The organism is Dechloromonas hankyongensis (genome assembly GCF_022012295.1).
GTDB classification, from domain to species: Bacteria; Pseudomonadota; Gammaproteobacteria; order Burkholderiales; family Rhodocyclaceae; genus Azonexus; species Azonexus hankyongensis.
Window position 1 is genome coordinate 1695565 of record NZ_JAKLTN010000001.1, and the last position, 22534, is coordinate 1718098.

Here is a 22534-nt window from a genome sequence, read left to right on the forward strand (position 1 = left end):
TCGCTCAACCACTCGATCTACTGATTGATCGATGAGTTCTTGATCGACGAGCGGAGCAGTTGCACCTTCAGTATTGATCAGCAAAACGCGACTTTCTGGCCCAAGGCCGATAGATGCTCGGACAGAAGGGGTAACGTCAAGCGCTTTAAAATCTATGTGGCGCTGAGCCGAGACAAAGTCGGGGCTTCCTTGCCAGTACATCTGTCAGCCGAATCAACCTAGGTCACGCCGGGACATGCCCTCCCCCGTTTCACCTCTGACCGTGCCAAGGCAAGTATCGCCAGCACCAACGGAACGAATGACAACCAAAGAACGGTGTTCCAACCGTAAGCTGTCAGCAGCCCTCCTGACAGAAAAGAGCCAAACGCGACAGCCCCGAACACGACGAAATCGTTGAACGACTGAACGCGGTTCTTTTCCTCTGGGCGATGGCATTCCAGCACTAGCGTCGACGCTCCGATAAATCCGAAGTTCCAACCAACGCCGAGCAGGATCAGGGTGAGCCAGAAATGGGTGATATCCACTCCCATCAAGCCGACAATCACGGAGAGACCGGTCAGCAGCAATCCCCCCATGACCACCCGGGGCGCCCCGAAATGCGTAATCAGTCTGCCGGTGAAGAAGCTCGGCGCGTACATGGCGATAACGTGCCACTGAATACCAAGGTTCGACGACTCTTGGGAGTGGCCGCACATCCGCATGGCGAGCGGCGCCGAAGTCATCAGAAAGTTCATCAGCAGGTAGGAAACAACGCCACAGCCGGCGGCAGTCAAAAATTCAGGCTGGCGGGCAATTTCCCGGATCGGACGCCCGTTGGCCGCTTCCTCTGCGGCAGGATTTGGCAGGTGCACCCCAACCAGGATTGATGCGGAAAGCGCCGCTACTGCCGCCTGTGCCATAAACGTTCCGGCAAAGGTATAGGGCGCCCAAAGGTTCATGGTGTAGGTGACCAATTGTGGCCCGATTACGCCGGCAACGATGCCCCCGGCCATAACTAAGGAAAGTGCGCGTGGGCGCTGACTCGGGGGAACGCAATCGGCTGCCGCGAAACGGAAGGACAGAACAACGGCAGCATAGGCGCCACCAAAGAAGGTGGCGACACAGAACAACCAGAACAGGCCTTGCACAACCGCCAATGCCGAAAGCAAGCCAACCAGGACGCCGCACCCAGTCCCGACCATGAAGGCGGTGCGACGACCATAGCGTTGAGCGATAGCACCTGCCGGTAAGGAGCAGGCCGCCATGCCGATGACGAAAATGCTAATCGGCAGCGTAGCCAGCGCCTGGCTGGGAGACAACATGTTGCCAACGATGGCGCCCGTAGCATAAACAACCACGGCGTTGGCGCCAGAGAGGGCCTGCGCGATTGTCAGTCTGGCAACATTGCTCTTGGAATTGGCGTAAGGATCGTGCGAAGCTGATTCAGTTGAAGAGAGGGCATCGTTATGGGGCATTGGCTTTGTCTTTCATGGTCAGGACCATCCGGAACTTCACGTCACCGGATTTCATCTTCAGGTACGCATCAAATGCATTTTCCAGCGGCATGGTCTCGACCCAGGGGCGCACATCAGTCAAGACACTGAAGCCGAGCGCCTTCTCGTTATCATAGGAGGTGCCTGTAATCGAGCCGAGCACGCTGCGTTCGCCAACGACGAGATGGCCTGCAGTCATGGGGAACGGGGATTTGTCGGCACCGAGCAGGACAAGTCTGCCGCGTGGTGCGAGTCCAGGCATCAGCGCAGCAACAGCTTCCGGGTTACCAATCGTCGTGATGATGGCTTGTGCTCCGCCCAGTGACCTGAGTCTGTTTCCTGCGTCTTCGGATTGAGTATCAATATAGAGATGGGCGCCAAGCTTCAGGGCATCCTCCACGATGTCCTGCCCGCGTCCGACAGCGACGACCTTGAAGCCCATTCGTCTGGCGTACTGCAGCGCCATGTGGCCGAGGCCGCCAATCCCGAGGATAGCGACCAGATCGCCGGCTTCGGCGCCGGATTTCTTGAGTGCGTTAAAGGTGGCGATTCCCGCACAGAGGATAGGTGCAGCCTCCACAGAATCCAGTTCCTCGGGAATCGACACCAGTCCACTGGCGCGTGCCAGCATCATTTCGGCATAGCCACCATCGCAGGATACGCCAACAAAGGGCTGGTTTTCGCAAAGCTGGAACTGTCCCTGACGGCATTGCGTGCATTCATGGCAATGACTGCCCAGGCGGCCGATCCCGACGCGTTGGCCAAGCTGCCAGCGCGAGTGGACATGGGCGCCGATGGCGACGATACGGCCGATGACCTCATGCCCTGGTACACGCGGCGGCTGCAGCGACGGATCGGCATTGTCGATATCGGAGGCATCGGCACCACAGATGCCGCAGGCTTCGACTTCGATCAGCACCTCATCATTGCCTGGCGTGGGCGTTTTGCGCTCGACGAGTTCCAGTGTGCCGGGTTGGGTAATCTGCATGGCTCGATAGGTCGTTTTCACCGCTTACGCTCCAGTTGATTGATGATCTGCATGGACGCATATTCGGCGGCTTCGATGGCACCAGCAAGATAACCAGCATCGCGGCGCCCGGCTTCACTGCCGGATAGCCAGAGGCGGTTTCGCCATTCAACAGGCAGAGGTGCGAGGCCACCGGAAACCGGATGACCATCGGCCTGCCGGTCATCCTCCGTCGCCGTTAGCGGATCAGTGGCCCAATCCTTGAACAAGGTTGCGTGCGGCTGGCTGGCTTCCGGGCCAAATACCTGAGTGAGTTGCTCGATGGCAGCCTGGGTGATGACATCTGTTCCCAGCTTCGCACGTTGCCAGGCCGACATGCCGACAAAGCCGAACAAGGCCGCCTTGCCGGAGGCCGTTGTCGCGTCATGAATCTCGCTGAGTGGCCCGACTGCGCTTTGCGCCGTACCCGAAAGGCCCGCTTCGCGCCAGAATGGCCGGTCGTAGAGCGCAAAAAATTTGGCGTGCGGCGCCATCCAGGTCGGCGTGTCGCGCCAGTTGCGGGCGGTTGTTGCATCGAGTGGCGGCGAGAAGCTGACCGTCGCTTCAAGCAGGCGCGGAGGCAAGGCAAAAAGGACATGGCTGGCTTTCATGCTCCGAGCAGCACCGACAGCATCGACGAAACCCACCTCAACCTCGCCACGATCAAGCGTCACCTGGGTCACTCGCGTATCCAGCCAGATATTGGCCTTAGGCAGACCGGCAGCGAGAGCCGAGACAATCGCCCCGATCCCTCTGCCCAGCCGCATCGAGTCCGGTACCTGGCGCATGCCGGGAAATCGGCGCGGAGCCTCGCCTGGCTCGCGCTGGAAGAGCATGTCCCCATCGCTGTGCTGGGCAAAGAAGGAGAGTGCGAGGTCATCCACCAGATAGCTCATCGCCGATTGCATACCCGGCCAGAACCAGGATGGCCCGAGATCAAAGCCGTCATTCGACACTTGGCCGCTGGCATCCGTCGAGAGAATGCGGCCACCCAGGCGATCACGCGCCTCAAGCAGCTGAAAGGCAATACCGGATTGGTGGAGATGGCGGGCCGCAGTCAAACCAGCAAGGCCTCCGCCGACAATGAAGACAGGATTTGTCATGGCGATGATATTCAGGGTAACGATGCGGAGGCGCTTTTTCGGCACCTCCGACGCTGGTTACTGTTTCGGCAAGGCGCCAATCGTGTCGAAAACGCGAGCGGTATAGGTAAGGGCGGCGCCCGCATTGAGTGCGATGGCAGTACCCAGAGCTTCTGCGATTTCTTCATTTGATGCGCCCAACGCCACAGCTTTCTTGGCGTGAACGGAAATACAGCCATCGCAGCGGGTGGTCACCGCAACGGCGAGCGCGATCAGTTCATGAATCTTCAGCTCCAATTTGCCGGTCTTGGTGGCGCTGCTCTCGATGGTTTGCAGCCCACGCAGAACCTCCGGGCTTAGCTTGGCAAAATCGCCAACGCGGTTGAGCAGCACATCGCGATAGGTGTTCCAGTCTTGCATCGTGAAAATCTCTTATGAAGGTAGTTGGCGGGTGCCTGAAAGGCCCCCGATGGACAGAAATTAAACGGCTTGGTAGATGCGCACGTCGGGTGCAGCGTCGAGCAGCGGCTTGAGTGCTTCGACAACATCGGTGTTGAAAAGCGCGCTTTGCAGGTAGGCATTGGCGTGATCCAGGCTGTCGAAACCGTGCAGCACCTGGACGTCCTCATCCCGTACCAGCAGTTCCTTCGTCTTCGCGCCAGCGATGGTGTTCAAGAACGGGGCCTTGTATTTCTCATAGACGCCAGCAGCGGCAGCACGGTTGGGGTTGGCGATCTTGAGGGTGATTTGCAGATAGACCATGTTGTTTCTCCTTTTTGAAAGATCAGTTGCGGCCGGCCATTACGCCGCCATCCACGTCCCAGTTGGCGCCAGTAACCCAGCTTGCCTTCTCCGAGAGCAGGAAAGTAACGACTTCGGCGACATCCTGGGGCGTGCCGACTCGACCAATCGGATGGAAGCTGTTGAAGCCCTGCAATGCCCCATGAACCTCGGCTTTCGGAATGAAGCCTTCGTAGATCGGGGTTTCCACGACAGCCGGCGACACCGCATTAACGCGGATGTGCTTCGGGGCCAGTTCCATGGCCAGATGCTGGGTCAGCGCATGCAGACCGGCCTTGGCCATCGAATAGGCCGATGATGGGGTGGCGGCGATGGCCTGCTTGGCCCACATCGATCCGATATTGACGATGGCACCCGGACGATCCTTGGCGACCAGATTGGCGGCAACCTTCTGGGTGATGAAGAAAAACGCCTTGTTCAGCTTCATGTACTGCTCGTAGTCACCAGACTGATGTTCCAGGAACGGCTTGGGGAAGAAGACGCCAGCTGCATTGACCAGCAGGTCGATGTCGGCATGCTGCTCATCGATAGTCTTGAGCAAGGTGTTCAGGCCTTCGTCGCTATTCAGGTCGGCCGTTAGGGCCCAAACCTGGCCCAGTTTTGCCAGTTCTTGCCGAGCTGCTTCGGTCTTGTCGGCCCGGTGACCGACGATCACTGCGCTGCCACCTTCGGCGAGGATCATCCGTGCCGTTTGCAGGCCCATGCCGCTGGTGCCGCCGACGACCAACAGTTTTTTGCCCTGGAATTGATTACTCATGTGGAATCTCTCTTTCGCTATTAGAAAAACTATTCATGCCTGGCCGCATCAGGAGCGCCAGATATCAGCCTGGGTCGTTGTTTCATCGATCCATTCGGCTTGAGGCGAATTTTTCTCTTGTTCCTTGAGGCCGGCAAACGAGATAAAGTGTCCATTATTGAAAGAAAAACTTTGTCGACATGAAGTTGCCTGTTCACCTGAATGCATTGCGTGCCTTCGAGGCCAGTGCCCGCCACCAAAGCTTTTCTGCGGCAGCAGCCGAACTCCACGTTACCCCAGCCGCGGTCGGCCAACTCGTGCGGACCCTCGAGGATTGGCTGGGTACGCCGCTATTTCTTCGCAATGCGAGCGGCAAGGCGCGACTGATCGCAACAGAGGCGGCCGAGCAAGCCTTGCCCGACATCCGGGCCGGCTTTGATCGACTGGCGCTAGGCATGGAACTGCTCAAGGAGGGATCGGCCAGCGGGGTATTAACCGTCACAGTCAGCCCAGCTTTTGCGGCGAAGTGGCTGCTACCGCGTATTGATCGCTTCCAATCAGCTTGGCCCGATACCGATGTGCGCCTGGATACCAGCCTCAAGGCCGTAGATTTCGTAGCGCAGAGAATCGATATCGGTGTGCGCTATGGCATCGGCTCCTGGCCGGGCTTGACGGCGGTCAAGCTGATGGAAGAGGAGGTCTATCCGGTGTGTTCACCGAAGCTGTTGCGTGAGCATCCATTCAGCAGGCCTGAAGATCTCGCGCTTGAAACACTGATTCACGACTTGTCGATGGATAGCCAGGCCGCTTTTCCTTCCTGGGAAGCCTGGTTGCGCAAGGCTGGTGTCAGCGCTGTTGCGGTGCAGCGCGGCCTGAAGATCAACAACTCGGCGGCGGTCTTGCAGGCAGCCGCCGAGGGGCACGGCATTGCCCTTGCCCGTAGCGTCATGGCGCGGGATGACTTGTCCAGCGGCCGCCTGGTTCGACTTTTCCCGGAGATTTCATTTCCCTCGCCGCTGGCCTACTTTGTTGTTTATCGGCAGGAGTGTTCAACCAAGCCGAAGCTGGTGGCTTTTCGGGACTGGTTGATCAACGAGGCGATGAATTGAAGCGTCAAGGCAAACGTGATCTACACCGCCCCAAGGGCTTGTGTTGCGGATTACATTCAGCCGCTTTCTCCTGACAGGTTTTCCAGAATAGGGCAGTCCGGACGTTCGTCACCATGACAACATCTGACCAAATGAGCCAAGGCTTTCTTCATTGACTGAAGTTCTGCAAGTTTCCGGTCGAGGAAATCCAAATGCTGCTGCGCAAGTGCCTTCACTTCTCGACTGGAGCGAGTCCGGTCTTGCCAAAGATTTAGCAAACCCTGAATTTCCTCAAGCGAGAATCCAAGGTCACGCGAACGCCGGATGAATTGGAGGGTACGTAGGTCGTTTTCACCGTACTGACGATAGCCTGCATCAGTACGGCTAGCTTGGGGCAACAATCCAATACTCTCGTAGTGTCGAATCATCTTGGTTGAAACGCCTGAAATCTTGGCTGCCTCTCCAATGTTCATCTATCTGTCCTTTCGACACTTAGGTATTCGCAGTGCCACGCCAATTACGCAACAGCAATGCATTGGTCACCACACTAACACTGCTCAGGGCCATCGCCGCACCTGCCACGACCGGATTCAGCATGCCTATGGCCGCAAGGGGAATGCCCAATACGTTATAGGCGAAGGCCCAGAACAAGCCCTGCTTGATTTTGCCGTAGGTCCGACGGGATACATCGAAAGAGTCGGCAACCAGGCGCGGGTCACCGCGCATCAGCGTGATGCCTGCCGCCTCCATGGCCACATCGGTGCCGGTTGACATGCTCAATCCGACATCGGCGGCGACCAGGCTGGGCGCATCGTTCAGACCATCGCCGACCATCGCGACAATGTATCCCCGGTCGCGCAGCGCCTGGATGGCGCTCGACTTGTCCCCCGGGAGCAATTCGGCGCGAACCTCGTCGATGCCGAGCTCCCTGGCCACAGCCAAGGCGCTTCCCCGATTGTCTCCCGTCAGCATGAAAGTCTTGATTCCCAGTTCACGTAAGCGGGTGACTGCCTGATAGGAGGCCGGCTTGATCGTGTCGCCAAAGGCGAGAAGCCCCAACAATTCGGAGGAAGAGTCCGACTGATGCAGTAGCCACGAGATAGTCTTTCCTTCGCTCTCCAGAGTCGCGGCAAGGGGACCGAGATTTCCAGGGGAAACGCCGTGTTCCTGCATCAGGCGGGAGCTCCCGAGCAGCATCAGCATCTTGCCCAACCTGGCCTGCACTCCCCGACCAGGCAATACCTTCGCCTCACTGACTTCCGGCAAGGTGACACCGAGTTCGCGTACTTTTTCCATGACCGCGTGCGCCAGTGGATGGTCGCTGGTTTGCTGAAGCGCACCGGCTATATGCAAGACCGCTTCGTTTGTGATGCCCTCGGCCGGTTCAAATGCCACCAGGGCGGGTTTGCCTTCGGTGAGCGTGCCGGTCTTGTCGAAGGCGACAGCGGTGACAGCGTGCGCCCGTTCAAGGGCCTCGACATCCTTGATGAGGATACCCCGGCGAGCGGCCACCCCGGTCCCCGCCATGATGGCTGTCGGGGTGGCCAAGCCCAGAGCGCACGGACATGCGATAACCAGGACGGCGACGGCGTTGATGAGAGCCTGCTCCCAATCCCCGGCGTACCACATCCATCCGGCGAAGGTGGCCACTGCCACTGCCAGCACCGCCGGAACGAAGACCGCGCTGACACGATCCACGATGCGTTGGATCGGCGCCTTGGCCGCCTGGGCGGATTCGACCAGGCGAATGATGCGGGCCAGCGTTGTTTCCGCCCCGATGGCCATGGTGCGAACATGCAGCAGCCCCTCGCCATTGACCGAGCCCCCGGTGACCTTGTCTCCCACTGTCTTGGCCACAGGCAGGCTTTCGCCGGTAATGAGCGCTTCGTCCGCATGGCTTTGTCCATCAATTACCTCGCCATCCACCGCAATGCGTTCTCCCGGGCGGACGACGACAAGATCGCCGATTGCCAGTCGTTCGACCGGCGTGGTCACCTCATCGCCATTGACCAATACCCGCGCTACGCTGGGTCGGAGGGCATTCAGCGCACGAATCGCATCAGCCGTTTGTCGCTTGGCGCGTGCTTCCAGCCATTTGCCCAAGAGAACGAGCGTAATGACCGCGGTCGATGCCTCGAAATAGAGATGGGAGGCGCCTTCATCACCACGCTGTATGAGCAGATAGACCGAGAGACCGTAGGCGGCGCTGGTGCCGAGTGCGACCAGCAGATCCATATTGCCCGCCAGAGCCTTGACGGCTTTCCATCCGGCACGGTAGAAACGCCACCCCAGCCAGAACTGAACGGGGCTTGCCAGTGCGACTTGTACCCAGCCGTCGAGCATCCAATGAACGCCGACGAAGCTGAGCAACATGGGTGCCATCAACGGTAGCGTCAGCAAGGCACTCAGGGCAATCGGCCACCACTCGGGAATACGCTTTCCAGCGGTTTCCGGTTGTTGCTCCATGACCGGATGCACCGTGTAACCGGCTTTTACAACGGGCGCCGCCAGCATGGAAAACGTCGTACTCGATAGCGCTTCAACCGTTGCCTTATCGGTTGCGAGATTGACCCAAGCATCCAGGACGCCAGGGACTTTTAACAATGCTTTCTCGACCCGACCTGCACAGGTGGCGCAGCTCATGCCGTCAATTTTGAGTTCAATAGTTTGTATCGCGACTTCGTATCCGGCCTTTTGAACGGCCTCCGTCAGCGTTTCAATACGTACTCCTGGCGCTGTTTTCAACGACGCCTCCTCGGTTGCAAGATTGACGCTAACCTCCGTTACGCCGGCAACGTGCCGAAGCGCTGTCTCTACTCGCGAAACACAGGAAGCGCAACTCATCCCGCCAATGCCGAGCCTGAGCTCGAGGACGGTGCCTGAATCCAGAAGAGCGGACATTTGAATCTCCAAAGGGTTTGCCATAAACCCATGATGGAGCTTCCCATCATGGGAAGGTCAAGCGTCTTGGTGGGACATTTCTTGGTGGAGTGCTTGCCGTTGCCATCTGCAAACAACCAATCTGAACGGTAGGTATCCGGCAAGTCAGATGATAGGCAACTCCTGGCCGCCTCCCGCCTGCTATGTCTTTCCGCTAGCCGCCATTTTGGCGCGTGTCAGTTTTTTGACTTCCTGACCAACTTGCCACAATTAACTCCTTTATGTCCGGCCCAGCTTGCGCAGCCGCGATGCGGTGACGAACACCCACAGCGTCAGCACTCCCGAAGCGAGCCGCTCATGGAGGCCGGTGTGGATGTGCGTTGCTTCGCTCGCCGACATCAGCGCCAGAAAGATCAGGCCGGTACAGCCCGAGGCGAATGAGTAGATGCTGAGCGGGCGCAGCTTGGTGTCCCGGCGAAACAGGACGGCGCTGAGCAGGGCGGCGGCAGCGAGGGACAGGAAGGCGATGGTCGCCGACAGGCCGTGCAGCCGCTGGCTGATGACTTCCGGTGCGGCGCAGCCCGGTTCGCAAGGGAATATCCCGGCGCCGATGCGGCCGATGCCGTCCGCCGCGATGAGCGCAGCGACGAGCAGCGTCAACCACGGACGAGCGGTGACCCGGGCCACCGTCGCCTGAAAAGCCGCCGCATAGCCGGCGATGAGGACTCCGCTGCCGACGAAACCGCCGAAGCGCATGAACAGTTCGGTCGTGCTGCCCCGTTCGCCGAGTTCGCTGATGTACTGGCCGACATGATCGAAGCCGGGGCGCAATTCGCCGGCCAGGGCGATGGCCGCCGCCCACAGCGCGGGGCCGAGCAGGCCGCAGACCAGGCCGAGGCGAAGCAGCGGTGGCTGATGTGCTTGCCGATGGGAGACTGGGCGGGAAACGGGGCGGGGGAGGGGCATGGCGTATCCGGAAGCGTCCGCGATGCCCGCTATATTGCGCCTGTCTGGCGCGATGGCACCAGGTGGCGACCGACATGGAGCGGCCTGGGGCGAGAAAGCCGATGCAACTTTTGACACCGGGGGTACTCCACGTTGCATAGGTGGATCGGCGGCGCGGCTTTCGAAAAATAATGGAGAGAGCGATGGTAAAGATCATAGCCAGAATTTCAGCGAAGCCCGGTGCGGCCGCCCAGGTGCGGCAAATCCTGATCGATCTCGTTGGCCCCAGCCGGAAAGAGCCGGGTTGCCTGAGCTACGAGCTGTTTCAGGATGATGAGAATCCCGCCGATTTCATCACCATTGAGCAGTGGGCCAATAGTTCGGCTGTCGCTGCGCACATGGCCACGCCGCACGTCGGTGAAGCAATTGCCAAGGCCGGCAGCCTGCTCGCTGTGGCGCCCCTGATTCACAGCTTCACGCAACTGGCGTAAAGCTGCGACCGCGCTGGACAACAGGAGGGACTAGCCATGTCAGCCAAACCGATCGATGCAGCGCCTTCCGCCTATGCCTATCCGCTGCTCATCAAGCAACTGCTGCACACGCCGCTGGCGACCAGTCCGGAGCAGGAGATCGTCTATGCCGACAAATGCCGCTACAGCTACGCCGAGTTGAATCGCCGCATCGGCCGCCTGGGGCATGCCCTGAGCGCCCTGGGGATCGCCGGCGGCCACACGGTCGCGGTGATGGACTGGGACAGCCACCGTTATCTGGAATGCTTCTTTGCCGTTCCGATGCTGGGCGCCGTACTACTGACGGTCAATGTTCGCCTGTCGCCGGAGCAGATTCTCTACACCCTCAACCATGCCGAGGCGGACATTGTGCTGGTCAACCGGGATTTCCTCGGCGTGCTGGAGCAGATCCGGCCGGAACTGACCACGGTGCGTCAATTCGTCTTGCTGACCGACGATGAAACGAGCCTCCCAGCCGGCTTTGCCGGGGAATACGAAAACCTGCTGGCGGCCTGCCCGGATCGCTTCGACTTTCCCGATTTTGACGAAAACACCCGCGCCACCACCTTCTACACCACCGGCACGACGGGCCTGCCCAAGGGCGTCTATTTCAGCCATCGCCAACTGGTGCTGCACACCCTGGCGGTCACCGGCGCCCTGGCCCTGATGCCGCAACAGGGAAGCTTCCATCGCGACGACGTGTACATGCCGCTGACCCCCATGTTCCACGTCCACGCCTGGGGCCTGCCCTATGTCGCCACCCTGGCCGGGGTCAAGCAGGTCTATCCGGGGCGCTACGTGCCGGAGACCATCCTCAAGCTGATCGAACGCGAAGGGGTCACCTTTTCCCATTGCGTACCGACCATCCTGAACATGCTGCTGACGGCCCCTAATGCCAGCCAGGTCGATCTTTCCCGCTGGAAGGTGATCATCGGCGGTTCGGCGCTGACCACCGGGCTGGCCGAGCTGGCGGTACGGAAGGGCATCGATGTCTTCGCCGGCTACGGCATGTCGGAAACGGGTCCCATCCTGACGCTGGCGCAGGTGCCGCCGGATGCCGATCCCGACGCCGCCCCGCATGTAGCAACGCGGACGCGAACCGGGCGCCCGATACCGCTGGTCGATCTGCGCACGGTCGATGCCGAGATGGCCACCTTGCCCCATGACGGCAGCAGCCCCGGCGAAGTGGTGGTGCGCGCGCCGTGGCTCACCCAGGGCTATCTGAAGAATCCCGAGGCGTCGGAGCAACTGTGGGCCGGCGGCTGGCTGCATACCCAGGACGTTGGCCATATCGACGCCGACGGCTACCTGCAGGTCACCGACCGCATCAAGGATGTGATCAAGACCGGCGGCGAGTGGATTTCCTCGCTCGAACTGGAAGACATCATCGGCCGCCATCCCGGCGTCGCCGAGACGGCCGTCATCGGCCTGCCGGACAAGGAATGGGGCGAACGGCCGCTGGCCTTGGTCGTTCTCAAGCCGGATGCCGTGGGCAAAGTCACCATTCAGGAGATCCAGGCCCATGTCCGCGCTTTTGCCGAGCAGGGGCGGATTTCCCGCTACGGCGTACCCGACCGGGTCGAGTTCGTCGAAGCCCTGCCGCGGACCAGCGTGGGCAAACTGAACAAGCGGCTGATGCGCGAACAGCGGGTAAGTGGCTGAAGCGGATTGCCGCAAGGCGCGGCCGCGACTGATACCGGGGCCGCGCTTGCTATCACAGCGATTGGACGACCGCCGCCTCGAATTTCCCGGCCTGATAGTCGCGCAAAGTCTGCTGCAGTTCCTCGCCGGTGTTCATCACGAACGGGCCGTACTGGGCAATCGGCTCCTTCAGCGGCCGGCCGGCGATGATCAGCACCCGCGCCGCTTCCGGCGCTTCGATGCACACCGCGCCGGCGCCATCGTTGGCGAGGATGGCCATGTGGTGGTCCGCCACCCCGGTGCCGCCGATGTCCACCCGGCCGCGATAGGTGTAGGTGAAGGCGTTGTGGCCGGCCGGAATCGCCTGCACGAAGCGGCTGCCCGCCGGCAGATGCACATCGAGGTAGAGTGGCTCGGTGTGCGGGCGCTGCACCGCACCGGCGATACCCTGGCTGGCGCCGGCGATGACGCGCACCCGCACGCCGTCGGCGGTGGTGAATTCCGGGATCGTCTCGGACGGGATGTCGCGATAGTTCGGCGCGATCATCTTGTCCTTGGCCGGCAGGTTGAGCCAGAGCTGGAAACCTTCCATCAGCCCGGCTTCCTGTTCCGGCAGCTCGGAATGGATCAGGCCGCTGCCGGTGGTCATCCACTGCACGCCGCCCGGGCCGAGCAGGCCGGCATTGCCGGCGCTGTCGTGGTGGCGCATGCGGCCGGCGATCATGTAGGAGACCGTTTCGAAGCCGCGGTGCGGGTGGTCGGGGAAGCCGCCGATGTAGTCGTCCGGATTCTCGTTGCGGAAGGCGTCGAGCATCAGGAAGGGATCGAGCCGGCGCTGCAGGTGTTGGGTCAGCACGCGGGTCAGGCGGACGCCGGCGCCGTCGGAGGTCGGAACCCCCTGGACCAGACGCTCGACGCTGCGGAACGCGGTGCTGTTGGTGCTGGAAACTGTACTCATGACTAGGTGCTCCTTTGAAGGGCAGGGCGGCCGCACAAGCCGCCGCCTCGCCCCATCTGTTTAGGCAAAGATTTCGTCGATACGTGCCTCGGCTTCGGCGAAGGCCTTGTCCGCCGACTCGGCGCCCATGGCCAGACCTTCGGCGAAGATGAACTCGACGTCGGTCATACCGAGGAAGGCCAGCACGTTCTTCAGGTACGGCGTCTGCGAATCGGCCGGGGTGTCGCGGTAGAGGCCGCCGCGGGCCAGCGCGACATAGACCTTCTTGCCCTTGAGCAGGCCTTCCGGGCCGTTGGCGGTGTAGCGGAAGGTGACGCCGGCGCGGGCGATGGCGTCGATCCAGGTCTTCAGTTGCACCGGCACGCCGAAGTTGTACATCGGCACGCCAAGCACGATGGCGTCGGCCGCCTGAACCTGGGCGATCAGCGCGTCGTCGAGGGCGACACGGGCCGCCTGTTCCGGCGTGCGCTGTTCGGCCGGGGTGAACAAGGCGCCGAGCGCCGGTTCGTCGAGCACCGGGTGCGGGTCGCTGGCCAGGTCGCGCAGGTCGACCACGGCAGCGGGGTTTTGCGCCGTCAGGCGGGCCGTGATGCTGTCGGCAAGGCGGGTCGAGTTGGCACCGGCGGAACGGGCACTGGCGTTGATTTGCAGGATTTTCATGATCGTTTTCTCCAAGGTGGGGTGGGGTACGAGGCCGGCATCTGCCGTAACCATGGAGCTCATTCTATTGATCGAATATGTGGGTCGGAAGCCGTTGAAATGGGTATTATTGTTCCACTAATGAAACAGTAGAGACACCGATGAGCCTCGATGCCAACGACCTGATCCTCTTCGCCCACATCATGGAGGCGGGCAGCTTTTCCAAGGCAGCGGAGCGTACCGGCTTGCCGAAATCGACGCTATCGCGGCGCATCACGGCGCTCGAAACCAAGCTCGGCGAGCGCCTGCTGACGCGCAGCACGCGCCGCCTGGCGATCACCGAGTTCGGCGAGCGCATCCTCGACCACGCCAAGCGCCTGCTCGAAGAAACCGAAGCCGCCTCGGCCATGGCGCTGCATCGGCAGGGCACGCCGCGCGGCGTGCTGCGGGTTTCGATGCCGCCCGATTTCCGTGAACTGGATCTGACCCCCTTGCTTCTGCAATTCGCTGCGAGTTATCCGGAAGTGCGCCTTGAACTCGACCTGTCACCGCGCCGCGTCGATCTGCTGGCCGAACGCTTCGACCTCGCCGTGCGCGCCGCCAGCCGCTTGCCCGACGACGGCACGCTGGTTGCCCGCAAGCTGTGCGACATGCTGAACGGCCTCTACGCCAGCACGGCCTACCTGAAACGCTACGGCATCCCGGCCAGCCCGCCCGAACTGCTCGACCACGTCGGCCTGCGCCTGATCGGCGGCAATGGAGAAGCGCTGCCATGGCGCCTGTCGCGCGGCACCGAAACCTGGGAAGGCCTGCCCAACGGCCCGCTGGCCGCCAATTCACCCAGCCTGCAGCGCGACCTCGCCGCCCACGGCATGGGCATCGTCGCCCTTGACGAGCGCTTCGCCGAAAAAATGATGGAGCAAGGCCTGCTCCAGCGCGTGCTCCCCGATTGGTCCCTGCCCACCGTCACCCTGTGGTGTGTTACCCCGGGCAGACGCCTGATACCGACACGGACTACGGCGTTTATTGAGTTGTTGCGGAATGCGCTGACGAGAGGGCGTTAGGAGCCTGGGGGGGGGCTCCTGTCGGCTGGTTTTTGGCGCGTCAGCGCCATCAATGTGCAGGGGTACTCGCCACCCAGGCGATCCTGTCGATGTTTCCCTGTTCCAGCTGCAGCTGGCTGCATCGTATGTCCATCCGTTATACGGCAGCTGCTCTTATTGAAAAATGCGATGCCGCCGATGCCATTCGCTGTCCACGTCGGCAAAGAAGGAGAGTCCGGCATCGATAACGTCGGCATCGTAGATTTTGCCCCGACCCTCGCGCAGTTCGCGCAGCGCCTCGTTCAAATGGCGGCCCGGTCGATAAGGGCGGTGCGAAATGATGGCGTCGAACACGTCAGCCACTGCGATGATTCGTGCCTCCAGGCATATCGCGTCGCCTTTCAGGCCATTCGGATAACCGCTCCCATCCAGCCTCTCATGGTGCTGGAGGACCATGTCGGCAATCGGCCAGGGAAATTCGATGCCGCGCAGGATTTCGTGGCCGATCTCGCAGTGGCAGCGAATGATCGCGTACTCCGGCTGGGATAGCGTTCCCGGGCGATTGAGAATCTCCGCGGGGATCGAAATCTTGCCAATATCGTGGATCGTTGCGCCGAGGTGCAGGCCGAACAACTGCTCTTCGCCGAGCTGCATGATGCGCCCGATTTCTGTCGCCAGGGCGGCCACCTGCCGCTGGTGGCCCGCGGTGTACGGATCTCGCTTCTCGATGGCGAGCGCGATGGCTTCGATCATGCTGCTGAAGGACTTGGCCAGGCGGATACCTTGCTCGCGGGCTTGTTCCTCTGCGGCCTTAAGCTGCGTGATGTTCTCGTGGGAGACGACGATCCGGATATTGCTGCCGGACGGAAAAGGCGTAACCGTGAGCAGGAACCAGCGTTGCTCCCAAGGCGCGTGGCAAGGGTACTCCATCTGAAATTTGGGTGAATGCCCGGCGAGTACGCTGCGGATGCCTGCCGCGACGGCGCCGGCGATGCGTTGGTCGTCACTACTGCCGGAACTGTCGTCAATGGAGGCGGTGGCAAGTCGTTCGAGCATTTCCACGTAGTTGCTACCAATGCCGTAGCAGGGAAGGCGGCTGCCGTTGTCATCGGAAAAGCGCCTCCATGCTTCGTTGACCGCGACAATCAGGCCATCGCCGTCCAGAAGCGCGACGTGAGCAGTCAGGGCGTCGATGACTGAAATCGCACTGGCCGGTACTGTGTTCATGGCATTCTTTTTTTTCTGATTAATAGTCGCTGGGGAAGTTGAATTTCATAGAACGACATAGACATTCGCCAGCAATGTCAGAAGTGTCGGCGTACCTGCAATTCGTTGTCAATGGTGGTTTTCCGAGGGGCTGGTCGCTGCCCCTGCCGAAGAAGGGGAGGTGTTCGTGCTCGACGGCGGCACGTGCTTGCCGGCCACGCCTGTACCAGCAAGGAAACGAAGTGCAGCCCACGGTTTCCTGGCGACAAGCGGCAACACAAAACCGTGCTCGGTCTCGCGTTCTGCCTCTAGTCAGCGGACGCCATCGCCTCTGCCTCCATAGCCCGGGCAATGAGTTCGAAATCATGGTCGGACACTTCGAACAGACCGAAACGGAGCTGGTATCCCCAGTTCTTCTTACCTGCCGAAAATTCCAGCCGGTCCAGCAGCGGGGCGATGGGGGCCGCCTTGGCCTCGGCCCAGCGCACATCCCGGCGAAAAGGGTGAAAGCCGTTCCCCATGTCCGCCTGGTAGGGCTCGCCGGTCACTACCCGGCCGAGGGCCGTGAAGCAGCGGAGGGGAGTCGGCTCGCCGAATTTATCGGTCGGCGAGTAATAGACGACACCATCCCCTGGCCGTATCCGCCGAAGGGGCGCCGCCTTGCCATGGCACACCTGCATGAAGCCGCCGGCCCGACCGATGCGGACGTGTTCCGCCGACGCGACGGCGATCCAGTTGCGGCTCATGGCTGGCTCGGGGCAAAGACCCGCAGGCGATGACCATCCGGATCAAGGCCGACAAAGGTGTAGCCGAAATCCATTCTGGTTGGTGCCTGCGCGATGGCGATGCCTTTGGCCTTCCATTGGGCGTGGCGGGGTTCCACCTCGGCATCGTCGCCTACGGCGAAAGCCAGTTCGCCGCCGCCTGCTCCGGCAACTGCCTTGGGCGCCACCGTCTCGCGGGCCCAAAGGCCCAGCATCGTGCCGTTGTCCAGGGCAAACATGGCGAAGGTGGGCGATGCCTCGACCGGCTGGCAGCCCAGCAGATCGGCATAGAAAGCCGCACTGGCCGCGGGTTGGGCGACGTAAAGAAGCAGGAAATTGGGATGGTTCATGGCGATTCTCCGATCAGGTTGGTGAAACCGGCCGGGGTTGGCCGATCCATGGGCTAATCGTAGAAGCAGCCAGTGACAGTTTCTGTCAGCAGTCGAATTACCGGGCGGGGATGCCTTCCTGTTGCCGCCATTTCTGCAGCAGCGCCTGGCGGCGCTCAGGGTAGCGTTCTTCCAGGATGGCAAGGCTGCCGATGCGGTCGATGCGGAAATGCCGGAAGGCCCGGCGCAATTCGCACCAGGCCACCATCACCAGACAGCGGTCGAAGAAACCCACGGCACAGGGCCAGAGGATGCGGCTGGTTTCTTCTCCCTGCACATCCCGGTAGCCGACCTGCAGCTTGCGTTCGGCGCGGATGGCGGTGCGGATCTGGAAAAGGAGCTGGTCGGCAGGGGCGGTCTGGTTTTCCGGCCCCACCAGCAGGGCCGAACTGTCCGCTTCGTGGCGCAGTTCCGGTGGCAGCACGGCGGTAATCTTGGCCAGGGCATTCCTGGCGGCATCCCCCAGCCGGGGATCGCCCCGCTCGGCCACCCAGCGCGAGCCGAGGACCAAAGCCTCGATCTCGTCCTCGGAAAACATCAGGGGCGGCAGCATAAAGCCCGGCCGCAGGACATAGCCAAGGCCGGCCTCGCCCTCGATATCGGCGCCTTGGGCCTGCAGCGAGGCGATATCCCGGTACAGGGTGCGCAGGCTGACGCCGAGTTCCGATGCCAAGGCCTGGCCGGGAACCGGCTGGCGATGGCGGCGGAGGGTCTGCATCAATTGCAGGAGACGTTCGGCGCGGGACAAGGGGCTGATTCTGGCGGGAAACTGAACGCCGGGCATTCTAATGGGATTTCTTCGCGCCGTATCCGACCCGGCTACAACCGGCTCAGGCGCCGGACATTTTCGGGCTTCCTTGCCCGGCCGTCAGGCCCCAGCCTTGCACATTCCGATCAGCGCCTGCGCCTGATCCCGGCAGCGCTGGTGGATACGTCCGTCGAGGTCGTTGCGCCAGCGGCGGGGGATGGCGGCCAGGCCGTAGCGGGCGCCGGCGAGCATGCCGGCGATGGCGCCGGTGGTGTCGGCGTCGCCGCCGCGGTTGACTACGTCGATCAGGCAATTTTCGAAATTGTCGGTGGCGAAGAAGGCCTGGAAGACGGCTTGCAGGGTTTCGGCCACGAAGCCGCTCGGGTTGTCGCGGCGCTTGCGGTCGTAGGCGAAGACCGGGAAGCGTTCGATGAAGGGAGCGATGCGCTGGCGCTCGACGGCAATGGCATCCCTGCCGGCCAGGAAATCCTGCACCATCAGGATGAGGACTTCGCAGGCCGCGTCGGACAGCGCGTTGTGGTGCGTGGTGTGGGCCTGCGCGGCGTTGGCGGCTCGGACTGCATCCTCCGCCTGGCCGTAGGTGGCGAGGGCGACGGGCAGGACACGCATGGCGGCGCCGTTGCCGGCGTCGTGTTCGGAGGGCGGCGCCTCGGGGTTGCCGGTCTTGCGGTAGGTGATCAGATTGCGGCGGATGGTGTTGCCGATATCGACCGGCTTGGCGCGCATCCAGGCGTCGAAGGCATCGGCGGTGGCCTTGGCGTCGACGCGGCCGTGGGCCAGGATGGCGTCGCCAAGGGCCAGCGACATGGTGGTGTCGTCGGTGACCTGGCCGGCCTTCAGGCGCAGCCAGCCGCCGCCGACGATGTCGCGATGTGCGCCGGACTGCTGGCGGATTTCGCTCGGGGTCATGAATTCGACGGTGGCGCCCAGCGCGTCGCCGATGGCCAGCCCGAGATAGGCGGCGGTGGCGTGCTCAAGCAGCGGCGAGAGCGGCGGGTCGCCGGCCGGGCGCCGGCGGACCGGCGCAGTACGGGCGATCAGTTCTCCGGTCCAAAACATTTGGCGTAATCGGCGCAAACGCCGCACGACGGGGCGGGGCAGACGTAGATGCCTTCCTGCGCGCAGAACTGGCGGTAGAGGAATTTCTTCCACTTCATGTCGCCGCTGTTGGCACGGGCGAGGGCCGGGAAATTCACCCACATCAGCCGGCTCAGTTCGTCGCGGCTGGCCAGTCCCAGGTCTTGCCACAGGTGGTCGCGGCCGGCGCAGGCGGTGGCCAGGATATTGGCGACCAGCAGTTCGGTCGGCGACTGGCAGGCGCGGTTTTCGAGGAGGAGCTTTTGCAGGTCGCTCCATTCCGGGATGGATTCGACCGCGCGTTCGGTCAGGCGCACGGCGCAGCCGGGGAAGTAGGCGAGGAGCAGGGTGTGGCAGGCCGCCGGGCCGAGGCCGAGATGCGCCGGCAGGCAGCCTTCGCCGCTGGCCTGACCGGCGACGATGCTGGCCAGCAGCACGCGGTTCGGATCGCCCGCTGCGTGCTTCCCTGCCGGTGAGGACAGCAGTTCGGCGAGCAGCGTTGCCCGGTAAGGCAGGCGATCCGGACCGTTCATGGCATGGGCCTTATTTGCTCGAACTCACTTGCTGGGATATTCGACCAGGATGTCCTCGTCGCGGACGATCATCTGGCAGGCTAGGCGCCATTGGGTCGGCGGGATGTCGTCGACGTACATCTGGTCGATCTCGGCCTTGGTGATGTGGCCGAGTTCGGTCAGCGCGGCGACTTCGCGGACGTTGAGCGGGCCACCCATCGGGGCGCGCTTGCCGTCCATGGACGACACCTTGACCAGGCAGGTGCCGCAATTGCCTTCCTGGCAACCGAAGTCGATGGGGATGTGGTGTTCCTTGGCCAGGGCCAGGATGGTCTGGGTGTGGCTGCCGGCGACGGCATAGACGGTCTTGTCTTTATGCAGCGGGCTGCTGAAGGTGATGAGGGCCATGTTGTGTTTCTCCGGAATGGCGGGTTGATCTGGGTGTTCTCTGATGCGGTCGGGCGTTTGCTTTTAATCTTGTTCGGTAGGCGGGGGCGTCAGGCCGGCTTGACGACGATTTCGCCGCCGATGATCTGCGCCTGGCAGGCCAGGCGATGGCCGCGCGGGGCGAGGTTGTCCTTGAGCACCTGGTCTTCCAGGATGCTCGGCGGGGCGAGGTTTTCGTTGCCGGACACCACCTTGGTCAGGCAGGTGCAGCATTCCCCCTCGCGGCAGCCGTAGGTGATGCCGGCGCCGACTTTTTCCGAGACTTCGATGAGCCGGGTGCCGGCCGGTACGGTGACCGAGACGCCGATATCTTCGAAGGTGACTTTGGCTTTAGGCATGGTTTTTCCCCTTGTCGTTTAGGCGAGCGCTGCCAGGTCGATCTCGCGGTTTTTCATTTGGCCGGTCAGGTGCCGGGCCAGTTGTTCGCCGAGGCTGCGGCATTCCTCGAGTTCGCCGGCATCCGGCACCAGCTTGATGCGCAGCCCTTCGAGCGGGACGCGCATCTTCAGGCCGCGCAGGCGGTCCTCGATCAGGCGCACCGCCTCGCCGCTCCAGCCGTAGGAGCCGAAGGCAGCACCCAGCTTGCCCTTGACGTTGACCGTGGTCAGCGAGGACAGCACGTCCCAGATCGGCTTGACCGCGTCGGCGTTGATGGTCGGGCTGCCGAAGGCGAGGCCGTCGGCTTCCTCGATCAGGTCGGTGAAGATGCCGGATTCGCCGCCTTCCAGGTCGTACAGCGAAACGCGCACGCCGCCGATGGCCTCGGCGCCGGCGGCCAGCGCTTCGGCCATGCGCCGGGTGTTGCCGTAGGCCGAGATGTAGAAGATGACCAGTGTCTTTTCGCTGCGCGCTTCGTTGAACAGGCGCGGCGTGGCCAGTTCGCGATAGCGATGCACGTAGTCGCGCGGCGCATGGCGCAGGATGGGGCCGTGCGCCGGGGCGATCAGGTTGATGGCGAGCGGCTCGATCAGCGCGATGGCGTCGAGCACGTACTCGCGGAAAGGCCGCATGATGTGGGCGTAGTAGTACTCGAACGAGAAGCGGAAATCGCCCACCGTGTCGTTGAACAGCCGGGCATCGCAGAAATGGCAGCCGAAGATGTCGCCGGTGAACAGCAGGCCGTCCTCGACCAGATAGGTGCATTGTGTATCCGGCCAGTGCAGGTAGGGCGTGTGCAGGAAGCGCAGGGTGCGGCCGCCGAGATCGACCTCGTCGTCAGTGGTCACCGGGATGTACTCCGGCGCCTTCTCGCCGGTCGGCTTGAGCAGGGCCTTCAGCATCATCTGCGCCCGGCTCGACAGATAGACCCGGGCCTGCGGGGCACGCCGCAGCAGTTCGGGCAGGGCGCCGCTGTGGTCCGGCTCCAGGTGGTTGAGGACGATGACGGTGATCTCGTCGTAGCGGGCCACCGATTCGAGGCGGGCGAAGAAGGTGTCGGCGAACTCCTCCTTGACCGTGTCGATCACCGCCACGCCCTGCTCGCCGCGCACTACGTAGGCGTTGTAGCTGGTGCCGTTGGCGGTCTTCAGGATGATGTCGAAATTGCGCAGATGCGGGTCCAGCGCCCCCACCCAGTGGACGCCCGGCGCCAGTTCGACGGCTGTCTTAGTGAGACCCGCCGCAGGCATGCTCGGCTTCCTCGTGTTCATGGGCGTGGCTGCCGCAACTGCCGTGGCCTTCCGGACCATGCACGCAAGCCTCGATGTTGCCCTCCGGCAACTCGACGTTGTTCAGCCCCAGCCAGGCATCGACCAGGGCGACGTCGAAGCCGACCAAGCGTTCCTCGCCGACTTCCATCAGCGGCCGGCGGATGAGCAGCGGGTTGCCGAGCAGCAGGTGCAGGGCGTCCTCGAAACCGAGGGTTTCCGGGACGATCTCGCCGCTCTTGATGGCTGGCGCGGCGCGGTTGAACCAGTCGGCGACGGGGAGCTGGCCGAGAAACTGGAGCAGGCGGTCGGCTGTCCAGGATTCAGCCTTCAGGCTCTTGGCCTGGACGGTATGGCCGGCGGCGGCGAGCAGGGTTTTCTGGCGGAGATTGCCTTTGCAGCCGGGTTTTTCGTAGAAGGTGATGGTGGCCATAGGGAGTTAGGTTTCGGTTGATTGCTGTGGGGTTTGTTTTCTTCGTACCTCAAGCGTTGGTTTCCGCGCTTGAGGCGCGGGCATACTTTCTTCTTGCGTCGCCAAGAAGAAAGTAGCCAAAGAAGAAGGCGACCCTGGGTCGGTGCCGGCTGCGCCGGTCCCCTGCGCTACTCGGGACTGGCGGGGGCTGCGGAACTCGGCCCGATGGGCCTCAGACAGTCCTCGCCCTTTTTCCGCCAGACCCTGCGTTGCTCGGCACCTCTCAAGGGGCCCGGTGAACCATCCGGGTTCGGCCGGCGGCCTTGGTTTCTGGCAACGTTGGGCGACTATTGCACTCAGCTTTTCGGACGGCGTCTGAAGCCGAGACGCCTTTCGAATCCCCTTGAGAGGCGCTGAGCAACGCAGGTGGGTCGGGGGCAGTCGGCTTGCCTTGTCTGAGCCGCAGGCGAGTTCAGGCAAGCCGCCCGGCCTGCCGAGTAGCGCAAGGAACC

25 protein-coding genes are annotated in these 22534 nt (G+C 62.3%); 4 read left to right on the plus strand and 21 right to left on the minus strand.

Going from position 1 to position 22534, the window contains the following annotated elements:
* Positions 1–218 precede the first annotated feature (218 nt).
* From LZ012_RS08080 to LZ012_RS08105, 6 genes are read right to left on the minus strand one after another with little or no spacing between them, the layout of a single operon-like run.
* Positions 219–1454: an MFS transporter gene (locus LZ012_RS08080; protein WP_275709409.1), complete on the minus strand. Its 1236-nt coding sequence runs from the start codon at positions 1452–1454 to the stop codon at positions 219–221.
* Positions 1444–2481, minus strand: coding sequence for an alcohol dehydrogenase (locus LZ012_RS08085; RefSeq protein ID WP_275709411.1), 1038 nt, complete (start codon positions 2479–2481; stop codon positions 1444–1446). The genes LZ012_RS08080 and LZ012_RS08085 overlap by 11 nt, the downstream gene beginning before the upstream one ends.
* Positions 2478–3626 carry a flavin monoamine oxidase family protein gene (locus tag LZ012_RS08090; RefSeq protein ID WP_275709413.1) on the minus strand — a complete coding sequence of 383 codons (1149 nt, stop codon included), beginning with the start codon at positions 3624–3626 and terminating at the stop codon, positions 2478–2480. Before LZ012_RS08090 ends, LZ012_RS08085 begins: the two co-directional genes overlap by 4 nt.
* A 12-nt stretch (positions 3627–3638) precedes the next feature.
* Entirely contained in the window at positions 3639–3980 is a 342-nt protein-coding gene (locus LZ012_RS08095) for a carboxymuconolactone decarboxylase family protein (RefSeq protein ID WP_275709415.1), read from the minus strand.
* A gap of 60 nt (positions 3981–4040) precedes the next feature.
* Positions 4041–4322, minus strand: a complete 282-nt coding sequence (locus tag LZ012_RS08100; RefSeq protein ID WP_275709417.1) for a hypothetical protein — start codon at positions 4320–4322, stop codon at positions 4041–4043.
* 22 nt (positions 4323–4344) lie between these two features.
* Positions 4345–5118: an SDR family NAD(P)-dependent oxidoreductase gene (locus tag LZ012_RS08105; protein WP_275709419.1), complete on the minus strand. Its 774-nt coding sequence runs from the start codon at positions 5116–5118 to the stop codon at positions 4345–4347.
* 179 nt (positions 5119–5297) lie between these two features.
* Here LZ012_RS08105 and gcvA point away from each other — a divergent pair, with 179 nt between their 5' ends.
* Positions 5298–6206 carry a transcriptional regulator GcvA gene (gene gcvA / locus LZ012_RS08110; RefSeq protein WP_275709421.1) on the plus strand — a complete coding sequence of 303 codons (909 nt, stop codon included), beginning with the start codon at positions 5298–5300 and terminating at the stop codon, positions 6204–6206.
* A 56-nt stretch (positions 6207–6262) separates the two neighbouring features.
* On the opposite strand, the gene cueR is transcribed toward gcvA, so the two are convergent.
* The 3 genes from cueR to LZ012_RS08125 all read right to left on the minus strand — a co-directional run bounded on the left by cueR (position 6263) and on the right by LZ012_RS08125 (position 10031).
* Positions 6263–6658: a Cu(I)-responsive transcriptional regulator gene (cueR, locus tag LZ012_RS08115; protein WP_275709423.1), complete on the minus strand. Its 396-nt coding sequence runs from the start codon at positions 6656–6658 to the stop codon at positions 6263–6265.
* 19 nt (positions 6659–6677) lie between these two features.
* Positions 6678–9086: a heavy metal translocating P-type ATPase gene (locus tag LZ012_RS08120; RefSeq protein ID WP_275709425.1), complete on the minus strand. Its 2409-nt coding sequence runs from the start codon at positions 9084–9086 to the stop codon at positions 6678–6680.
* A 258-nt stretch (positions 9087–9344) separates the two neighbouring features.
* A complete protein-coding gene (locus LZ012_RS08125; protein ID WP_275709427.1) occupies positions 9345–10031 on the minus strand; it encodes a DUF998 domain-containing protein in 687 nt (228 codons plus the stop codon).
* 170 nt (positions 10032–10201) lie between these two features.
* Here LZ012_RS08125 and LZ012_RS08130 point away from each other — a divergent pair, with 170 nt between their 5' ends.
* Positions 10202–10501 (plus strand): putative quinol monooxygenase, encoded by a 300-nt coding sequence (locus tag LZ012_RS08130; RefSeq protein WP_275709429.1) that lies wholly within the window; start codon positions 10202–10204, stop codon positions 10499–10501.
* A 36-nt stretch (positions 10502–10537) separates the two neighbouring features.
* Positions 10538–12181 (plus strand): fatty acid--CoA ligase, encoded by a 1644-nt coding sequence (locus LZ012_RS08135; RefSeq protein WP_275709431.1) that lies wholly within the window; start codon positions 10538–10540, stop codon positions 12179–12181.
* Between the two features lie 52 nt (positions 12182–12233).
* Here the strand turns inward: LZ012_RS08135 and LZ012_RS08140 are convergent, their stop codons facing one another.
* Both LZ012_RS08140 and LZ012_RS08145 read right to left on the minus strand, forming a co-directional pair.
* Positions 12234–13118: a pirin family protein gene (locus LZ012_RS08140; RefSeq protein ID WP_275709433.1), complete on the minus strand. Its 885-nt coding sequence runs from the start codon at positions 13116–13118 to the stop codon at positions 12234–12236.
* Positions 13119–13178: 60 nt separating this feature from the next.
* On the minus strand, positions 13179–13778 hold the full coding sequence (locus LZ012_RS08145; RefSeq protein ID WP_275709435.1) for an FMN-dependent NADH-azoreductase: 600 nt from the start codon (positions 13776–13778) through the stop codon (positions 13179–13181).
* Between the two features lie 140 nt (positions 13779–13918).
* Here LZ012_RS08145 and LZ012_RS08150 point away from each other — a divergent pair, with 140 nt between their 5' ends.
* Entirely contained in the window at positions 13919–14821 is a 903-nt protein-coding gene (locus LZ012_RS08150; protein WP_275709437.1) for a LysR family transcriptional regulator, read from the plus strand.
* Between the two features lie 153 nt (positions 14822–14974).
* On the opposite strand, the gene LZ012_RS08155 is transcribed toward LZ012_RS08150, so the two are convergent.
* From LZ012_RS08155 to LZ012_RS08200, 10 genes are all read right to left on the minus strand, one after another.
* A complete protein-coding gene (locus LZ012_RS08155) occupies positions 14975–16027 on the minus strand; it encodes an HD domain-containing phosphohydrolase (RefSeq protein ID WP_275709440.1) in 1053 nt (350 codons plus the stop codon).
* A gap of 287 nt (positions 16028–16314) precedes the next feature.
* Positions 16315–16752, minus strand: a complete 438-nt coding sequence (locus tag LZ012_RS08160; protein ID WP_275709442.1) for an EVE domain-containing protein — start codon at positions 16750–16752, stop codon at positions 16315–16317.
* Complete coding sequence (locus LZ012_RS08165; RefSeq protein WP_275709444.1) at positions 16749–17120, minus strand: VOC family protein; 372 nt, start codon at positions 17118–17120, stop codon at positions 16749–16751. Before LZ012_RS08165 ends, LZ012_RS08160 begins: the two co-directional genes overlap by 4 nt.
* Before the next feature lie 97 nt (positions 17121–17217).
* Entirely contained in the window at positions 17218–17907 is a 690-nt protein-coding gene (locus LZ012_RS08170) for a helix-turn-helix transcriptional regulator (RefSeq protein WP_275709446.1), read from the minus strand.
* A 120-nt stretch (positions 17908–18027) separates the two neighbouring features.
* Positions 18028–18987 carry an ADP-ribosyl-[dinitrogen reductase] hydrolase gene (gene draG / locus LZ012_RS08175; protein WP_275709448.1) on the minus strand — a complete coding sequence of 320 codons (960 nt, stop codon included), beginning with the start codon at positions 18985–18987 and terminating at the stop codon, positions 18028–18030.
* Positions 18966–19538 carry a nitrogen fixation protein NifQ gene (locus tag LZ012_RS08180; protein ID WP_275709450.1) on the minus strand — a complete coding sequence of 191 codons (573 nt, stop codon included), beginning with the start codon at positions 19536–19538 and terminating at the stop codon, positions 18966–18968. The genes draG and LZ012_RS08180 overlap by 22 nt, the downstream gene beginning before the upstream one ends.
* 24 nt (positions 19539–19562) lie before the next feature.
* On the minus strand, positions 19563–19925 hold the full coding sequence (locus tag LZ012_RS08185) for a 2Fe-2S iron-sulfur cluster-binding protein (protein ID WP_275709452.1): 363 nt from the start codon (positions 19923–19925) through the stop codon (positions 19563–19565).
* Between the two features lie 89 nt (positions 19926–20014).
* Positions 20015–20302: a 2Fe-2S iron-sulfur cluster-binding protein gene (locus LZ012_RS08190; protein WP_275709454.1), complete on the minus strand. Its 288-nt coding sequence runs from the start codon at positions 20300–20302 to the stop codon at positions 20015–20017.
* An 18-nt stretch (positions 20303–20320) separates the two neighbouring features.
* Entirely contained in the window at positions 20321–21592 is a 1272-nt protein-coding gene (locus LZ012_RS08195) for an FprA family A-type flavoprotein (RefSeq protein WP_275709456.1), read from the minus strand.
* On the minus strand, positions 21570–22043 hold the full coding sequence (locus LZ012_RS08200; RefSeq protein ID WP_275709458.1) for a thioredoxin domain-containing protein: 474 nt from the start codon (positions 22041–22043) through the stop codon (positions 21570–21572). The genes LZ012_RS08195 and LZ012_RS08200 overlap by 23 nt, the downstream gene beginning before the upstream one ends.
* Positions 22044–22534 lie beyond the last annotated feature (491 nt).

What these genes read in the sequence shown, in the direction of transcription:
- LZ012_RS08185 (WP_275709452.1), bottom strand. Translation starts at nt 19,925, where the DNA reads ATGGCCCTCATCACCTTCAGCAGCCCGCTGCATAAAGACAAGACCGTC.
- gcvA (WP_275709421.1), top strand. Translation starts at nt 5,298, where the DNA reads ATGAAGTTGCCTGTTCACCTGAATGCATTGCGTGCCTTCGAGGCCAGT.
- LZ012_RS08130 (WP_275709429.1), top strand. Translation starts at nt 10,202, where the DNA reads ATGGAGAGAGCGATGGTAAAGATCATAGCCAGAATTTCAGCGAAGCCC.
- LZ012_RS08190 (WP_275709454.1), bottom strand. Translation starts at nt 20,302, where the DNA reads ATGCCTAAAGCCAAAGTCACCTTCGAAGATATCGGCGTCTCGGTCACC.
- cueR (WP_275709423.1), bottom strand. Translation starts at nt 6,658, where the DNA reads ATGAACATTGGAGAGGCAGCCAAGATTTCAGGCGTTTCAACCAAGATG.
- LZ012_RS08160 (WP_275709442.1), bottom strand. Translation starts at nt 16,752, where the DNA reads ATGAGCCGCAACTGGATCGCCGTCGCGTCGGCGGAACACGTCCGCATC.
- LZ012_RS08100 (WP_275709417.1), bottom strand. Translation starts at nt 4,322, where the DNA reads ATGGTCTATCTGCAAATCACCCTCAAGATCGCCAACCCCAACCGTGCT.
- LZ012_RS08120 (WP_275709425.1), bottom strand. Translation starts at nt 9,086, where the DNA reads ATGTCCGCTCTTCTGGATTCAGGCACCGTCCTCGAGCTCAGGCTCGGC.
- draG (WP_275709448.1), bottom strand. Translation starts at nt 18,987, where the DNA reads ATGTTTTGGACCGGAGAACTGATCGCCCGTACTGCGCCGGTCCGCCGG.
- LZ012_RS08125 (WP_275709427.1), bottom strand. Translation starts at nt 10,031, where the DNA reads ATGCCCCTCCCCCGCCCCGTTTCCCGCCCAGTCTCCCATCGGCAAGCA.
- LZ012_RS08165 (WP_275709444.1), bottom strand. Translation starts at nt 17,120, where the DNA reads ATGAACCATCCCAATTTCCTGCTTCTTTACGTCGCCCAACCCGCGGCC.
- LZ012_RS08105 (WP_275709419.1), bottom strand. Translation starts at nt 5,118, where the DNA reads ATGAGTAATCAATTCCAGGGCAAAAAACTGTTGGTCGTCGGCGGCACC.
- LZ012_RS08180 (WP_275709450.1), bottom strand. Translation starts at nt 19,538, where the DNA reads ATGAACGGTCCGGATCGCCTGCCTTACCGGGCAACGCTGCTCGCCGAA.
- LZ012_RS08200 (WP_275709458.1), bottom strand. Translation starts at nt 22,043, where the DNA reads ATGGCCACCATCACCTTCTACGAAAAACCCGGCTGCAAAGGCAATCTC.
- LZ012_RS08095 (WP_275709415.1), bottom strand. Translation starts at nt 3,980, where the DNA reads ATGCAAGACTGGAACACCTATCGCGATGTGCTGCTCAACCGCGTTGGC.
- LZ012_RS08145 (WP_275709435.1), bottom strand. Translation starts at nt 13,778, where the DNA reads ATGAAAATCCTGCAAATCAACGCCAGTGCCCGTTCCGCCGGTGCCAAC.
- LZ012_RS08080 (WP_275709409.1), bottom strand. Translation starts at nt 1,454, where the DNA reads ATGCCCCATAACGATGCCCTCTCTTCAACTGAATCAGCTTCGCACGAT.
- LZ012_RS08150 (WP_275709437.1), top strand. Translation starts at nt 13,919, where the DNA reads ATGAGCCTCGATGCCAACGACCTGATCCTCTTCGCCCACATCATGGAG.
- LZ012_RS08195 (WP_275709456.1), bottom strand. Translation starts at nt 21,592, where the DNA reads ATGCCTGCGGCGGGTCTCACTAAGACAGCCGTCGAACTGGCGCCGGGC.
- LZ012_RS08140 (WP_275709433.1), bottom strand. Translation starts at nt 13,118, where the DNA reads ATGAGTACAGTTTCCAGCACCAACAGCACCGCGTTCCGCAGCGTCGAG.
- LZ012_RS08135 (WP_275709431.1), top strand. Translation starts at nt 10,538, where the DNA reads ATGTCAGCCAAACCGATCGATGCAGCGCCTTCCGCCTATGCCTATCCG.
- LZ012_RS08155 (WP_275709440.1), bottom strand. Translation starts at nt 16,027, where the DNA reads ATGAACACAGTACCGGCCAGTGCGATTTCAGTCATCGACGCCCTGACT.